General features: G+C 64.5%; 13 protein-coding genes. 10 read left to right on the top strand and 3 right to left on the bottom strand.

What is annotated here, in order from left to right; translation table 11 throughout:
* Positions 1-9 precede the first annotated feature (9 nt).
* The 9 genes from NR187_RS11375 (at position 10) to NR187_RS11415 (ending at position 8,715) form a co-directional block, all read left to right on the top strand.
* Positions 10-2,196 carry a xanthine dehydrogenase family protein molybdopterin-binding subunit gene (locus NR187_RS11375; protein WP_211382614.1) on the top strand — a complete coding sequence of 729 codons (2,187 nt, stop codon included), beginning with the start codon at positions 10-12 and terminating at the stop codon, positions 2,194-2,196.
* Between the two features lie 52 nt (positions 2,197-2,248).
* Positions 2,249-3,520, top strand: a complete 1,272-nt coding sequence (locus tag NR187_RS11380; RefSeq protein WP_211382613.1) for an NAD(P)/FAD-dependent oxidoreductase — start codon at positions 2,249-2,251, stop codon at positions 3,518-3,520.
* Positions 3,513-3,959, top strand: coding sequence for a sulfur oxidation c-type cytochrome SoxX (gene soxX / locus NR187_RS11385; RefSeq protein WP_211382612.1), 447 nt, complete (start codon positions 3,513-3,515; stop codon positions 3,957-3,959). Before NR187_RS11380 ends, soxX begins: the two co-directional genes overlap by 8 nt.
* A gap of 4 nt (positions 3,960-3,963) precedes the next feature.
* A complete protein-coding gene (locus tag NR187_RS11390) occupies positions 3,964-4,431 on the top strand; it encodes a SoxY-related AACIE arm protein (RefSeq protein ID WP_211382611.1) in 468 nt (155 codons plus the stop codon).
* Positions 4,431-4,748, top strand: coding sequence for a thiosulfate oxidation carrier complex protein SoxZ (soxZ, locus tag NR187_RS11395; protein ID WP_211382610.1), 318 nt, complete (start codon positions 4,431-4,433; stop codon positions 4,746-4,748). Before NR187_RS11390 ends, soxZ begins: the two co-directional genes overlap by 1 nt.
* Positions 4,745-5,524, top strand: coding sequence for a sulfur oxidation c-type cytochrome SoxA (gene soxA / locus NR187_RS11400; protein ID WP_211382609.1), 780 nt, complete (start codon positions 4,745-4,747; stop codon positions 5,522-5,524). Before soxZ ends, soxA begins: the two co-directional genes overlap by 4 nt.
* A gap of 79 nt (positions 5,525-5,603) precedes the next feature.
* The gene (locus NR187_RS11405; protein WP_211382608.1) at positions 5,604-6,929 is read left to right on the top strand and encodes an ABC transporter substrate-binding protein; all 1,326 of its coding nucleotides are present in this window, start codon (positions 5,604-5,606) and stop codon (positions 6,927-6,929) included.
* Positions 6,926-7,864 (top strand): carbohydrate ABC transporter permease, encoded by a 939-nt coding sequence (locus tag NR187_RS11410; protein ID WP_256806511.1) that lies wholly within the window; start codon positions 6,926-6,928, stop codon positions 7,862-7,864. The genes NR187_RS11405 and NR187_RS11410 overlap by 4 nt, the downstream gene beginning before the upstream one ends.
* On the top strand, positions 7,861-8,715 hold the full coding sequence (locus tag NR187_RS11415) for a carbohydrate ABC transporter permease (protein WP_249128933.1): 855 nt from the start codon (positions 7,861-7,863) through the stop codon (positions 8,713-8,715). The genes NR187_RS11410 and NR187_RS11415 overlap by 4 nt, the downstream gene beginning before the upstream one ends.
* Positions 8,716-8,766: 51 nt before the next feature.
* Here the strand turns inward: NR187_RS11415 and NR187_RS11420 are convergent, their stop codons facing one another.
* The 3 genes from NR187_RS11420 to NR187_RS11430 all read right to left on the bottom strand — a co-directional run bounded on the left by NR187_RS11420 (position 8,767) and on the right by NR187_RS11430 (position 12,325).
* A complete protein-coding gene (locus tag NR187_RS11420; RefSeq protein WP_211382606.1) occupies positions 8,767-10,437 on the bottom strand; it encodes a regulator in 1,671 nt (556 codons plus the stop codon).
* A gap of 10 nt (positions 10,438-10,447) precedes the next feature.
* Positions 10,448-11,152 carry a cysteine hydrolase family protein gene (locus NR187_RS11425; RefSeq protein WP_211382605.1) on the bottom strand — a complete coding sequence of 235 codons (705 nt, stop codon included), beginning with the start codon at positions 11,150-11,152 and terminating at the stop codon, positions 10,448-10,450.
* Between the two features lie 204 nt (positions 11,153-11,356).
* The gene (locus NR187_RS11430; protein ID WP_256806512.1) at positions 11,357-12,325 is read right to left on the bottom strand and encodes a hypothetical protein; all 969 of its coding nucleotides are present in this window, start codon (positions 12,323-12,325) and stop codon (positions 11,357-11,359) included.
* A gap of 162 nt (positions 12,326-12,487) precedes the next feature.
* On the opposite strand from NR187_RS11430, the gene NR187_RS11435 reads away from it, so the two are divergent.
* Positions 12,488-15,964 (top strand): indolepyruvate ferredoxin oxidoreductase family protein, encoded by a 3,477-nt coding sequence (locus NR187_RS11435; protein ID WP_256806514.1) that lies wholly within the window; start codon positions 12,488-12,490, stop codon positions 15,962-15,964.
* Positions 15,965-16,074: the final 110 nt, after the last annotated feature.

A 16,074-nucleotide genomic window follows, 5' to 3' on the forward strand; every position in this document is an offset into this window, starting at 1 on the left:
AGCCGCCCCATGAACAAGCACGTCTCTCCCAAGATGAACCGCCGCGCCTTCGTCATCGGCACCGCCGCGGTCGGCACCGGCCTTGCGATCGGCCTCGATCTCCCGTTCGGCGGCCCCGCCGTGGTGCGCGCGGCCGACGGCTCGCCCGAGATCGGCGCCTGGGTCGTGGTCAGGCCCGACGATGCCGTCGTGATCCGCATCGCCCGCTCCGAGATGGGCCAGGGCTCGCTCACCGGCCTCGCCCAGCTCGTCGCCGAGGAACTCGAATGCGACTGGTCGAAGGTCTCGACCGAATATCCGACACCGGGCCAGAGCGTTGCCCGCAAGCGCGTCTGGGGCGATTTCTCGACCGGCGGCAGCCGCGGCATCCGCTCTTCGCACGACTATGTCCGCAAGGGCGGCGCCACCGCGCGCCTGATGCTGATCCAGGCCGCCGCCGATGCGTGGAAAGTCCCGGCGTCCGAATGCACCGCCGCGAACAGCGTCATCACCCATGCGCCATCCGGCAAGACCACCACCTACGGCAAGGTGGCCGAGGCCGCAGCCAAGCTGACGCCACCGTCCGACGTCAAGCTGAAGGATCCGAAGGACTGGAAGCTGATCGGCAAAGGCGTGAGGCGGCTCGACACCGCCGACAAGACCACCGGCGCCATGATCTACGGCATCGACGTCAAGCTGCCGGGCATGCTGAACGCCGCGATCAAGGACTGCCCGGTGTTCGGCGGCAAGCTGAAGAGCTTTGACGAAGCCAAGATCGCCGGCATGAAAGGCGTCAAGCAGGTCGTCAAGGTCGGCGATACCGCGGTCGCGGTCGTTGCCGACACCTGGTGGCACGCCAAGACCGCGCTGGAAGCGCTGCCGATCGTCTGGGACGAGGGCGACAACGCCAAGGTCTCGAGCGAGTCCATTGCAAAATGGCTGGCCGAGGGCCTCGACAACGGCCAGCCGGCCTATGTCGGCAACAAGAACGGCGACGCCAAGGCCGCGATTGCCGGCGCAGCCAGGAAGATCGACGCCGTCTACAGCTACCCCTACCAGAACCATGCCACGATGGAGCCGATGAACGCCACCGTGCTCTACACGGCAGACAAGTGCGAGGCCTGGTGCGGCACGCAGAATGGCGAGGCCGCCTTCGCGGCGGTGCTGGAGGCGTCCGGCCTGCCGGCCGAGAAGTGCGACGTGCACAAGGTGATGCCCGGCGGCGGCTTCGGCCGGCGCGGCCAGACCGACTATGTCCGCCAGGCGGTCATAATCGCCAAGCAGATGCCGGGCACGCCGATCAAGCTGTTGTGGTCACGCGAAGAGGACATGGCGCACGGCAGGTATCATCCGATCACCCAGTGCAAGATGACCGGCGCGTTCGATGCCGACAATAATCTGGTCGCGCTGCACTACCGCCTGTCCGGACAGTCGATCCTGTTCTCGCTCCGCCCCGAAGCGCTGCAGAACGGCATGGATCCGGCTGCATTCCAGGGCGTCGCCCAATCCGGCGAGGCCGCGTTCGGCTATTCGGTGCCGAACCTCCTGATCGAGCATGCGATGCGCAATCCGCACGTTCCGCCCGGCTTCTGGCGCGGCGTCAACGTCAATCACAACGCGATCTACATGGAATGCTTCATGGACGAACTGGCCCAGGCCGCAGGGCAGGACCCGCTCGAATTCCGCCGCAAGCTGATGGGCAAACATCCCAAGCATCTGGCGGTGCTCAATGCCGTGGCCGAAAAGATCGGCTGGACCACGCCGGCGCCGCAGGGCGTCTATCGCGGCATCGCGCAGGTCATGGGCTATGGAAGCTATGTCGCCGGTGCCGCCGAAATCTCGGTGACCGACGGCAACAAGATCAAGGTGCATCGCATCGTCGCCTCCACCGATCCAGGCTACGTCGTCAATCCGGCGCAGGTGGAGCGGCAGATCGCCGGCTCCTTCGTCTACGGCCTCTCCGCACTGTTCTACGGCGGCTGCACCGTCAAGGACGGCAAAATCGAGCAAACCAACTTCGACACCTACAACTCGATGCGCATCAACGAGATGCCGAAGGTGGAAGCGGTGATGGTGCCGAGCGGCGGGTTCTGGGGCGGTGTCGGCGAGCCGACCATTGGCGTCGCGGCGCCGGCGGTGCTCAATGCGTACTTCGCCGCGACCGGCAAGCGCATCCGCTCTGTGCCGTTGCGCGACCAGAACATCACCTTCGCCTAAGAGACGCCGCGGCGGCCACGACGGCCGCCGCGGCATTTTCCGGATGAGGCCCATGAATGCGCCGGTTACACGGCGGAATGCCGTCCTCGGCATCACCGCCGCGGCCACATCGTTCGCCGTACCTTCGATCCTGCGTGCGCAGTCCGCAGGCCGCGTCGTCGTGGTCGGCGGCGGCTTTGGCGGCGCGGCCTGCGCTCGCGCGCTGAAGCGTGCGCAGGGAAACCTGCAGGTCATCCTGATTGAGCCCAATGCAGTCTTCACTTCCTGCCCCTTCAGCAACGAGGTGATTGCGGGCCTGCGCGACATCGACGCGCAGCAGTTTGGCTACGACAAGCTCGCGGCCCAGGGCGTCACCGTGATCGGCCAGGCCGTGACCACGATCGAGACGCAGCGGCGCAGCATCTTGACGGCCGATGGTGTTGCGCTGCCCTACGACCGTCTTGTGCTCTCCCCCGGCATCGACTTCCACTTCGAAGCCCTGCCCGGCTACGACGAGGCCGCGGCGGAAAAGATGCCGCACGCCTGGAAGGCCGGCGCTCAGACGCTTTTACTGCGCAAGCAGTTGGAGGCAATGCCGGACGGCGGCACGGTTGCCATTACGATCCCCGCCAATCCCTCGCGCTGTCCGCCTGCGCCTTACGAGCGCGCCAGCCTGATCGCGCATTACCTGAAGATCAACAAGCCGCGCTCGAAGGTGCTGGTCTTGGATGCCAAGGACACTTTCTCCCAGCAGCGGCTATTCGAGAGGGCGTGGAAGGAGCTCTACGGCGACATGATCGAGCGCATCGCGCTGTCGCAAGGCGGCCGCGTGACTTCGGTTGACGCTTCGACCAAGACCATCGTCACCGAGTTCGGCAACTACACCCCTGACGTCGCCAACGTCATCCCGCCGCAGCGCGCCGGCCTCATCGCCGGGATCGCCGGCGCTGCGGATGCGACCGGCTGGTGCCCGATCGACCCTGCGACTTTCGAGTCGAAGCTCGTCCCAAACATCCATGTCGTCGGCGATGCCTGTCTCGGCGGCGGCATTCCCAAATCGGCGTCAGCCGCAAGCGCGCAGGGCAAGGCCTGCGCCGCTGCCATCGTCAGTCTGCTCGCGGGTCGCACGCCAGAGGCGCCGCGGCTGACCGGCGTCTGCTACAACACCGTCGCGCCCGGTTACGGCTTTTCGCTGGCCGGCAATTACCAGCCCAAAGGCGATATCTTTGCCGAGGTCGAGGGCGGCGCGACCAGCCCGGTCGACGCCCCGCGAGAACTGCGCGCCCGCGAGGCAGCCGAGGCCGAGCGCTGGTTTCAAACCATCACGGCGGATACCTTTGGCTAGGACATCTCTCCATATCGCAACGCTGGTCGCCGCCACTCTTGCCTCTGGTGCAGAAGCACAAGACCTCGTGCCCTACAGGATCACCGGCGACGGAATTGGCCAATCGCTCACCGGCGCGCCCGGCGATACCGCGCGCGGCCGCGCGCTGGTGCTCGCGCGCACCACGACCTGCATCCTCTGCCATTCCGGCCCCTTCCCGGAAACGCGGTTCCAGGGTGACCTCGCGCCCGACCTTAGGGGGACCGGGAACCGCTGGTCGGCGAGCCAGTTGCGGCTTCGGCTGGTCGATGCGGCGCGCTTCAACCCACAGACCATCATGCCGTCCTATTATCGCAATGGCGGGCTCGTGCGGGTCGGGCGCAATTTTGTCGGCAAACCGATATTGTCGGCCGCCGAGATCGAGGACATCGTGGCCTTTCTTGCAACGCTTCGGGACTAGGTTCATGCCGACCACGCGACGACGATTCCTGGGCCTTGCCGGAGGCGTGACGGCCGCCGGGGCGATTCCGATCGTCACGCTGCAGCCGCTTCAAGCGACACCAGCGATGCTCACCGCCGCGGTACGCAACATCGTCGGCGAAGCCGCTGTACGAACCGGCAAGGTGAAGCTCGACATTCCACCGCTGGTCGAGAACGGCAACACGGTGCCGATGACCGTGAGCGTCGCCAGCCCGATGACCGCGGATGATTACGTCAAGAGCATCCACGTTTTCAACGAGAAGAACCCGCAGCCGAACATCGGCAATTTCCATCTCGGCCTTTCGGCCGGCCGCGCCCAGGTTTCGACGAGGATCCGGCTTGCCGACACCCAGAGGGTGATCGCGATCGCACGCCTCTCCGATGACACTTTCTGGCAGGTTGCCGCCGACGTCGTCGTGACGCTCGCCGCCTGCACCGAGGAGATGAACTGATGACCGCGCTCATCAACGTTCCGGCGAAGGCCAGACGCGGCGACATCATCGAGATCCGCACGCTGACCTCCCACATCATGGAAACCGGCTTCCGTCACACCGCGGACGGCGCGCTGGTACCACGCGACATCGTCACGAGCTTCACCTGCCGCTACAACGGCACCGAGATCTTCAGCGCCGACCTCTTCCCGGCAATCGCGGCGAATCCATATCTGTCGTTCTTCACGGTTGCGAAAGAAAGCGGCAAGTTCGAGTTCGAGTGGACCGGCGACAACGGCTATTCGTCCAGCGCATCGGCATCGATCACGGTCGAATGATTTTCTGGCGCGCGATAGCGGCGGCGGCGCTTCTCGCCACGAACTCCGCCCTGCTCGCCGGCGAGATTCCGCCGGACGAGCGCCGCTCCGGCTATTCCTTCATGGGTCCGGACAGCCGCGCGATGCAGGATGACGACACGTCCAATCCGGGCATGTTGTTCGTGCTCGACGGCGAGGCGCTCTGGACGAAGAAGACCGGCAGCGCGGAGAAAGCCTGTGCGGATTGCCATGGCGATGCCCGGAGCAGCATGAAAGGCGTCGCAGCGCGCTATCCCGCCCTCGACAAGACGCTAGCGCGTCCCGTCACGCTAGACCAGCGCATCAACCTCTGCCGGGGCAATCATCAGAAAGCGACACCGCTGTCCTACGAGAGCCGCGACCTACTGGCGCTGTCCGCCTTTGTCGCCCACCAGTCCCGCGGCGTTCCGATCACGGCCGGCGGCGATCCGGAGCTCAAGCCCTTCCTCGAACAGGGCCGCGACCTTTTCATGCAGCGCGAGGGTCAGCTAAACCTCGCCTGCGCCAATTGCCACGACCACAATTTCGACAAGCGCCTCGCGGGCGCGCCGATCACGCAAGCGCAGCCGACCGGCTATCCGCTTTACCGCCTGGAGTGGCAGACACTGGGGTCGATCGAGCGCCGGTTGCGCAGTTGCATGACCGGCGTTCGCGCCCAGGCCTATGATTACGGCTCGCCCGAGCTGGTCGCGCTCGAGCTTTACCTGATGTCGCGGGCGCGCGGCCTGCCAATGGAGACACCGGCCGTTCGCCCCTGATCGTAGATTAGGACTAGGCAGACGCGGCACGGTCGCTAGTATCCCTCCCAAAGAGAATGAATCAAAGGGAGGATTTGAAGTGACCAACCACAACATATCACGTCGTACGCTCTTGAAGGGCACCGCGGCGGCGGGCGCACTCAGCCTGACCGGAATGCCGGCGCACGCCGAGGTCAATTGGAAGAAATACGCCGGGACCAAGCTGGAGGTCATCCTCGCCAAGGGCCCGCGCGGCGACAATCTGCAAAAGTACATCAAGGAATTTACCGAGCTCACCGGCATCCAGGTGGAATCCGAGCAGATTCCCGAGCAGCAGCAGCGCCAGAAGGTGGTGATCGAGCTGACCTCCGGCCGGCCGAGCTTCGACGTCATCCATCTCAGCTATCACGTGCAGAAGCGGCAGTTTGAAAAGGGCGGCTGGCTCGCCGACTTAACGCCCTACATGAAAGACCCGACGCTGACCGCGCCCGATCTCGTCGAGAGCGATTTCTCGGCCGCGGGCCTGCAATACGCCAAGAACGACAAGGGCCAGATGCTGTCGCTGCCCTGGTCGGTCGACTATTTCATCCTCTACTACAACAAGGAGCTGTTTCAGAAGAAGGGCGTCGCAATCCCCAAGACGCTCGACGAGATGGTTGCGGCCGCCGAGAAGCTCACGGATACCAAGGAAGGCACCTACGGCTTCGTCGGACGCGGCCTGCGCAACGCCAACATGACGTTGTGGACCAACTTCTTCCTCGACTATGGCGGCGAATTCCTCGACGCCAAGGGCAACATCCTGACCGACGGTCCGGAAGCGATTGCGGCAACGAAGCTCTATCAGACGCTGCTGACGAAAGTCGCTCCGCCCGGCGTGGCCGGCTTCAACTGGATGGAGTCGATGGCCTCGTTCACGCAAGGACGCTCGGCGATGTGGATCGACGGCGTCGGCTGGGCGCCGCCGCTGGAGGATCCGGCCGCCTCGCGCGTCGTCGGCAAGGTCGGATATACCGTCGTCCCGGCCGGACCGAAGGGACAATATTCGGCCACTTATGGCGACGGCCTCGGCATTGCGGCGGCGAGCAAGAACAAGGAAGCCGCCTATCTGCTCTGCCAGTGGGCGGTCTCGAAGCAGCAGGGCGCGCGGCTGTTGCAAGCCGGCGGCGGCGTGCCGTTCCGCAACTCGATCCTTGGCGATCCCGCAGTCCAGCAGGGCGTGAAAATGCCCAAGGAATGGCTGCAATCGGTGATCGATTCTGCCAAGATCAGCAAGCTCGGCCTGCCTGTCGTGATTCCGGTCGCCGAATTCCGCGATCTCGTCGGTGCTGCCATCACCGCGACACTGGCCGGCGCCGATCCTGCGACCGAGCTGAAGAAGGCGCACGAGCAGTACCGGCCGATCCTGGAGCGTAGCGAAAAGGCGTGAGCGCATTGACACAATCGGCTCCGGCCGCGGCACAGTCTGATGCCGCGCCGGAGAAGGAGTTGCGGCCGCCGTCCTACTGGCCGTTCGTGGTACCGGCGCTGGTCGTCGTGCTCACCATCATTATATTCCCGTGGGTCTTCACGATCTGGATGAGCCTGAACGAGTGGAAGGTCGGCTCGCCCACCACCTTCGTTGGACTCTCCAACTATCTGCGGCTGACGAGCGATCCGCGCTTCCTCGAGGCGGTGGGCCACACCATGGTTTACACCGTCCTGTCGGTGTTGCTGCCCCTGATCCTCGGCACGCTTGCCGCCGTGGTGTTTCACCAGAAATTCGCCGGCCGCGGCTTCCTGCGCGGCATCTTCATTATGCCGATGATGGCAACGCCCGTCGCGATCGCGCTGGTCTGGACCATGATGTTCCATCCCCAGCTCGGCATCCTGAATTACCTGCTGTCGCTGGTCGGAATCCCCGCACAGCTCTGGGTCTTCCACCCTGCAACCGTGATTCCCTCACTCGTGCTGGTCGAGACCTGGCAATGGACGCCGCTAGTCATGCTGATCGTGCTCGGCGGCCTCGCCGCAATTCCGACCGAGCCTTATGAGAGCGCGCAGATCGACGGCGCAAGCTTCTGGCAGGTCTTTCGTTTCATCACGTTGCCGCTGATCATGCCGTTCCTGTTCATCGCCGGCATGATCCGCATGATCGACGCGGTGAAAAGCTTCGACATCATCTTCGCGATCACGCAAGGAGGGCCGGGCTCGGCCTCGGAGACGATCAACATCTACCTCTACAGCGTCGCTTTCACTTATTATGACCTCGGCTACGGCTCGGCGATCGCGGTCGTGTTCTTCCTGCTGATTGTCCTGCTTGCGGCGGTGATGCTCTACGCCCGTCAGCGCATGCTGTGGACCGAGATCTCGAGCGGCGCATGAACCCAAGCCAGACCAATCTACGACAGATCAACCTGCGCCAGGTCATGGGCAGGATCGGCCTCTGGCTCTCGGTGTTCGTCATCGTGTCGCCGGCGATCCTGTTCTTCCTCTGGATGGCGTCGCTCTCGCTCAAATTCGAGGTCGACAATGCCGCCTACCCGCCGGTGTTCTTCCCGGAGCGCATCGCCTGGAAGAACTATGCCGACGTGCTGGCGTCCAACCGTTTCCTGACCTATTTCGTCAACAGCCTGATCGTGACCGGCAGCGCGACCGCGCTGGCGCTGCTGGTCGGCGTCCCCGCCGGCTACGGCATCGCGCGCATGGCCGCGCACAAATCCGCGATCGTGATCCTCATCGCCCGCATTACGCCCGGCCTGTCCTACCTGATTCCGCTGTTCCTGCTGTTTCAATGGCTGGGATTGCTCGGCACGCTGGTGCCGCAGATCATCATCCACCTCGTCGTGACGGTCCCGATCGTGATCTGGATCATGATCGGCTATTTCGAGACGACGCCGATGGAACTGGAGGAAGCCGCCCTCATCGACGGTGCCACGCGCTGGCAGGTGTTTCGCCATGTCGCGCTGCCGATCGCAAAGCCCGGCATCGCGGTCGCCTTCATCCTGGCCGTGATCTTCTCCTGGAACAACTTCGTGTTCGGCATCGTGCTGGCCGGGCGCGAGACGCGCACCCTGCCCGTCGCGGTCTACAACATGATCTCGTTCGACCAGCTGAGCTGGGGGCCGCTGGCGGCTGCGGCGCTGATCGTCACCCTGCCGGTGCTGCTGCTGACGGTATTTGCCCAGCGCCAGATCGTTGCCGGGCTCACGGCTGGAGCTGTGAAGGGCGGCTGAAATGAAACGGCCGGGCGTTACATGTCGCTCGGCCGCGTCGTTTTTGCCTGCCTACTCCGCCGGTGCCGCGTGCATCTCCGGATGCGCAACGTAGGGCTCGCTGGCGCCGAGCCTGCTGGCCGCGAACAGACCGGCGGCCATCACCGCGTAGGCGAACGCCACGGCCGGCGTCACGCCAAAGCCGCCACCGATGCCGACGGCTTCGCCGTGCATGAAGCCAAAGTAGGTGAGAACCGCACCAACCAGCGCAAACGCCGAAGCCTTCTCGAAATCGCGCTCGATGATGAAGACGCCGATCGCACCCAGGATGAGGCCGCCGAGAATGGAGCCTCCGCCCATCACCTCTAACCCGTGATAGAATACGCCCTGCTGCGGCAGCGCGGCGATCGCAGCCAGCTTGACCGCGTCGGCCTTGTCGGCGGCCATGCCGCCGACGGTCGCCGCCGCATTCATGGTCGAGCCCAGCATCGTGTCGATCTGGAGCTTGGCCCAGGCGGCCAGATGCGGCGTCAGCGCCAGCACGATCGCGGGCGCATGCTTGACCGGCGTGGTCTGGAACGCCTGCGCGCCGATCAGCATGCCGATATAGAGCAGGATCGGCGAGATCGCGACCACCGGCACCAGCGCCAGCAGCACCGAGATGATGCCGAACCAGGCCAGCACGACCACCATGATGCCGGTCGCAGCCGAATAGCCGATGCGGCCGCCCATCGCCTTCCAGCCGGGATGGCCGATATAGACCGCGTTGATGAAGGGGTTGCCCATCAGGCAGCCGATCAGGCTGACGATTCCGTCGGCAGTGAGCACGCGCGTGGTCGGATATTCGTCGCCGGCGGCTTCCGCGCTCTCGACATTGTCCATGGCCTCGACGAGGTCGTAGATGCCGAACGGAATGGCCGTGACCAGGATGACGCCGAGGAATTCGAAGCCGGAGAACACGTGGCCCACCGCCGGGATCGGCACCGAGAAGCCGAAATTGGCAAAAGCTGCGCCGACGCCGGCGATGCTCAATCCGCCGAGACCGAGGCCGAACAGGTTCGAGCCCCAGGCGATGATCATGCCGACCGCGATGGCGACGAGGCCCGCCGGAATGCCGCGCCAATATTTCACGCCGCCGAACCAGCTCACCAGAATGATGGCGAAGCAGACCAGACCGATCTGCGGCGTCATGTACATCTCCAGCGCCGGGCGCATCGAGATGAAGGTGACGGAGACGCCGGCGAGCGTGCCGAGCAGCGCCGCGCGCGGCGTGATCTTTCGGATGAACGGCGCGATGAAGCCGCCGATCATCAGGATAAAGCTCTGGAAGAACACCCAGACGAGGCCGGCGGACCAGCCCTTCAGCGGATCGCCGGTCTTGAGCGTGATCGGCAGCATGATCACGAAGGTGACGATGAACATGTGCGGCACGCTGACGCCCGAGGGCAGCGCGCAGACGTCGTTGCGGCCGGTCTTCTGCGCGAGACGATAAGCGAGAAAGGCATAATAGAAGGTGGAGAGGCACATCATCAGCCCGAGCGCGGGCAGGATGCGGCCGAACACCAGACTGTCCGGCATCTTCAACACAAAGCGCAACAGGCCCGTGAGCACCAGCATGTTGACGAGGATGTTGGTACCGAAGCCGAAAAACGCGTTCCAGTCGCCCGGTGTCCAAAGTGCCGGCTTGAACTCGGACTTGCTCAGATCAGATTTGCCTGCCGTCCCCGTCATACCTGTGCTCATGGTGATGCCCCTAAGCTGAAATGTCCGAAGTCTTCATCGCCTCCAGTACCGCAGCTGAGCTCGCGACCCAGCCGAAGATGCCGCCCTGGGCCTTGATCATCTTCAGGCCCATTTCGTGAAACTCGGGAAAGTAGGATGCGCAGCCGTCCGAGATGACGACGCAGCGGTAGCCGCGGTCATTGGCCTCGCGCACGGTGGTGTTGACGCACACTTCCGTTGTGACGCCGCACACCAGCAAATTCTCGATACCGTATTTCTCCAGCACGTCCGTCAGCTCGGTGGCGTAGAACGCACCCTTGCCGGGCTTGTCGATCACGACCTCGCTGTCGAGCGGATAAAGCTCCGGGATGATGTCGTGGCCGGCCTCGCCGCGAATGAGGATGCGGCCCATCGGGCCGGGATCGCCGATGCGCAGGGACGGCGCACCGCGCTCGACTTTCGCCGGCGGCGCGTCCGACAGATCGGGCAGATGGCCCTCGCGGGTGTGGATCACCAGCATGCCGGCGTCGCGCGCCGCCTTCAGCACGGCACCGATCGGCTTGACCGCGCGCGCGAGCTGGCTGACGTCGTTGCCGAGCGTCTCGCCGAAGCCGCCGGGCTCCATGAAGTCGCGCTGCATGTCGATGATGAGAAGCGCGGTGGCGGGCCAGTCGAGCTTGATCGGCTCGGGCTCGGCGCTGATGACGCCCAGTGTCGGCTTGGCTGAGTTCAACATGACGCAGGCCCCGCGAGAACTCTCTTTGCCAGGAGTTCTGCAAGCGCCATGCCATTGTGTACAATAGCTGCGGAGCGAAATCTCCGAAGAAATTCGCTGTGCTGTCAGGAAGTTAGAAGGAGAACTACCGGCTGCTTATTCCCTGTGCGACGGCTGAGCGACGTGCAATTGCTCAAAGGATGAGCGGCGGTGGCGCTCGCTTTCCTAGCGGGCAGTACTTCCGTACAGGCGCCGATGCTCGTCCTCATAGGGTGCATACGAATCCTTCAGCGTCGCCATGTTGAGCAGCATGGTCGCCACCACCGTGCCCGCCTTGTCGAACACGCGCGTCCTCATCCAGGCGCTCTCGGTGCGTCGACTGCCGGACAGCGCGACCACCTCGCGCTCGACCTCGTATTCTTCGTCGACGAAGAGCGGCCCCTTGATGAGCCTGATCTCCTGATCCGCAAACAGGCCGACCGCCGGACCCTTGGCCGTGAGCGGATCCTCCTTGGAGCGGTACTGGAACAGCACGCTCAGCATCTCCATCGGGATGATGGCCTTGCGCCAAGGATTCGAAGAAGAATCGTTGGCGCTCGAATAGTATGGCGAGGCCTCGGTGATGACGGCGAGCTTCTGCTGCAGCGAGAATGGATAGAGATCGCCCATGGTCTGGTCGAACGCCATCCGCACCGCCCGCCGCTTGCTCGTTTGCGCCACCTTCACGTCGCGCAGGATCACGGGATCGGCGAGCGGCTTGAGTTCGGCCAGACGCGTCTCGAGCGCGGTCGGCACTGACGGATCACCGAGCGAGGCGGTGCCGCGCAGCACTTCGGTGCCGTCACGCTTGACCATCTGGATCTGACACTGGCTCGTGCCGGGCAGCGGCTTCGACAGGATCGCCTGCACCTCCTCGCCTTCGTAGCAGACGCTGCGATAGTGCGCGGAGAGGCAACCGCTCTCGAACCAGGCATGTCCCCACAGGCGCTCGCCGAGCGGCGCGAACTGGCTGAAATGCGTCGGCCCCTCGATGGTGCCGCCCTTGAAGCCGAGCTTTTGCGCAGTCGCATCGTCATGGATGGACGCGTGCGCGTCGTAAGTTTGCGCCTGCAGCATCTGACGCGGCTGGCGCCACGGCCCGATCAGCGCCTCGGCCGTCTCTGTGATTTCGGTGTCGAATGCGTTTGCAGCCATGGTGCTCTCCACTGGAAGCCATGACTAGCAGGAGCGCCACGGATGCGGCCAGCGATATTGACTTCGCTGGCCCATGCTCTTGACTGTCACAATTCGCGTCGCGCAGCCGCTCCCCCTCCCGCAGCGCAACCCCACGCCGAACAAGAGACGAGGACTTCCGAAATGACGCTGTTGCAAGTCGAGCTGGACGATAAATACCGGCTCGAATCGAAGCGGATCTTCCTGTCCGGCACTCAGGCCCTGGTCCGCCTGCCCATGTTGCAGCGCGAACGCGACCGGCTCCAGGGCCTCAACACCGGTGGCTTCATCTCCGGCTACCGCGGTTCCCCGCTCGGCATGTACGACCATGCGCTGTGGCGCGCGAGGGAACACCTCCAGCAGCACGACATCGCCTTTGTCCCCGGCCTCAACGAGGACCTCGCGGCCACCGCCGTCTGGGGCAGCCAGCAGGTCGGCCTGTTTCCCGGCGCCAAGGTCGATGGCGTGTTCGGCATCTGGTACGGCAAGGGTCCCGGCGTCGACCGCTCGGTTGATGCGCTCAAGCACGCCAACGCAGCCGGCACCTCGCTGAACGGCGGCGTGCTGGCGCTGGCCGGCGACGACCACGGCTGCCAGTCCTCGACGCTGGCGCATCAGAGCGAACAGGTGTTCGCGGCGGCGCTGATCCCGGTGATCAATCCCGCGACGCTGCAGGACTATCTCGATCTCGGCCTCTATGGCTTTGCGCTGTCGCGCTTCTCCGGCTGCTGGGTCGGCTTCAAGGCGATCAGCGAGACCGTCGAAAGCTCGGCCTCCATCTACAGCGATCCCGAGCGGATCCAGATCAAGCTCCCCGACGATTTCGAGATGCCGCCCGGCGGGCTCAATATCCGCTGGCCCGATCCGCCGCTGGATGCGGAGAAGCGCCTGTTCGGCCCGAAGATGGCCGCGGTGCAGGCCTTTGCCCGCGCCAACCAGCTCGACCGCATCGTACTCGATTCAAAGCCGGCGCGGCTCGGCATCGTCGCGACCGGCAAGGCCTATCTCGATCTGCGCCAGGCGCTCGCCGACCTCGGTATTACCGACAAGGATGCGCAGGATCTCGGCTTGCGCATCTACAAGGTCGCGATGACCTGGCCGCTGGAAGAAAGCGGCGCCAAGCGCTTCGCGGAAGGTCTTCAGGACGTGCTGGTTGTCGAGGAGAAGCGCGGCTTCATCGAAGACCAGCTGATGCGCATCCTCTACAATATCGATGCGTCCAGGCGACCGACCGTCACGGGAAAACGCGACGAACGTGGCGCGCCGCTGCTGCCGAGCGAAGGCGAGCTGACGCCGACCATCGTCGCGTCCGCACTCCTGGCGCGGCTGCGAAAGCTCGGTCATCACAGCCCGTTGCTGGAGCAGCGGCTGGCGCGGCTCGAGGCGTTCGACAATCCTGTTCCGGCCGCTGTGCAAATCAAGCTGGCGCGCACGCCGTTCTTCTGCTCGGGCTGCCCGCACAACACATCGACGCGCGTACCAGAAGGCAGCCGCGCCATGGCTGGCATCGGCTGCCACGGCATGGCCCTGAGCATGCCGACCCGTCGCACTGATCTGATCTCACATATGGGCGCCGAGGGCGTGAACTGGATCGGCCAGTCACCCTTCACCACCGAGCAGCACATCTTCCAGAATCTCGGCGACGGTACCTACACCCACTCCGGCCTGCTGGCGCTGCGCGCCGCCTCCGCCGCAGGCATCAACATCACCTACAAGATTCTCTATAACGACGCCGTCGCTATGACCGGCGGCCAGCCCGCTGAAGGCGCCTTCAACGTCGCCCAGATCGCGCACCAAGTCTGGGCAGAGGGAGTGAAGCGTCTGGCGATCGTCTCCGACGATCCCAGCAAATACCCTGACGGCAACTACTTCCCGCAAGGCGCGACCATCCATCACCGCCGCGAGCTCGATGCCGTGCAGCGCGAGCTGCGCGACATCAAGGGCCTCACGGTCGTCGTCTACGACCAGACCTGCGCCGCGGAAAAGCGCCGCCGCCGCAAGCGCGGCCTCTATCCCGATCCCGCCAAGCGCGCCTTCATCAACGAGCTGGTCTGCGAAGGCTGCGGCGATTGCTCGCAGGCCTCCAACTGCGTCTCGGTGCAACCTCTGGAGACCGAGTTCGGCCGCAAGCGCCAGATCGACCAGTCGAACTGCAACAAGGACTTTTCCTGCGTCGAGGGATTTTGTCCGAGTTTTGTCACCGTGCATGGCGGCAGCCTGAAGCGCATGAAGACGTCGGCGGTCGATTCCGGACAGTTGTTCGCCGATTTGCCGCTGCCGCCTGCCCGCGAGCTGGAGGTGCCGTACAACATCCTCGTCACCGGCATCGGCGGCACCGGTGTCATCACCATCGGAGCTCTGCTCGGCATGGCCGCCCATGTCGATGGCCGCGGCTGCTCGGCGCTGGATTTCACCGGCCTGTCACAGAAGAACGGCGCGGTGATGAGCCATGTCCGCATCGCGCAGAAGCCGGAGGATATTTCCGCAGTCCGTATCACAACCGGCGGCGCCGACGTCATCCTCGGCTGCGACATGATCGTCTCGGCAGGTCCCTCCGCGCTCAGCCGCGCCGAGCGTGGCGTGACCAAGGCCTATATCAATGCCGACCTGCAGCCGACCGCGAGCTTCGTGCAAAATCCCGATCTCGATTTCGAGATGGGCACGATGCAGACCGTGCTGCGCGACGCGATCGGCGAGAAGAACCTCGACATCATCGACGCCACAGGCATTGCCTCCGCATTGATGGGCGACAGCATCGCGACCAACCCCTTCATGCTCGGCTTCGCCTTCCAGAAGGGGGCGATCCCGCTGTCGCTGGAGGCTCTGCTCCGCGCCATCGAGATCAACGGCGCCGCAATCGAGATGAACAAGCTCGCCTTCACCTGGGGGCGCCTCGCCGCCCACGACATGTCGCGGGTGCGCAGCGTGCTGCAGTTCAAGAGCCGGGCATCCGCGCCGACGAAGTCGCTCGACGACATCATCGCGACCCGCGCGGAGTTTTTGACCGGCTATCAGGACAAGGCGTACGCCGACCGCTACCTCGCGGCCGTTGCCCAGGTGCGGAAGGCGGAGAATGCGGCCTCGCCGGCATCCACGGAGCTGACCGAAGCCGTGGCGAAGAACCTCTTCAAGCTGATGTCCTACAAGGACGAGTACGAGGTCGCACGGCTCTACACGGACGGCAGCTTTGCCACGAAGGTGTCCGAAAGATTCGACGGCGATTTCACGCTGAAATACCATCTCGCCCCGCCGATCTTCGCGCAGCGCGACAAGACGACCGGTCATCTCCAGAAACAGGAGTTTGGTGGCTGGATGATCCACGCTTTCCGCGTGCTCGCCAAGCTGAAGTTTTTGCGCGGAGGAGCATTCGATCCGTTCGGCCGAACCGAGGAGCGGCGGACCGAGCGGAAGCTGGTCGAGGACTATCATGCGATGATCGATCAGCGGATCGCCGGGCTGAATGCCGCACAGATCCCGTTGCTGACGAGGCTCGCGCGCGTGCCGGAGACCATCCGTGGCTTCGGCCACGTCAAGGAAGCCAACATCAAGCTGGCCGCCGCCGAGAAGGCGCGGCTGGAGGCGGAGCTGGAGAACAGCCGCTTTGCAGCGGCGGCGGAGTAGCGGTGAGAGGGCGGGCTCTCTCCCCGCGTCATTGCGAGGAGCCCTTGCGACGAAGCAATCCAGAATCTTTCCGCTGAGACAGTCTGGATTGCTTCGCTACGCTCGCAATG

It is taken from the genome of Bradyrhizobium sp. Bra64 (assembly GCF_024519875.1).
GTDB lineage: Bacteria > Pseudomonadota > Alphaproteobacteria > Rhizobiales > Xanthobacteraceae > Bradyrhizobium > Bradyrhizobium japonicum_G.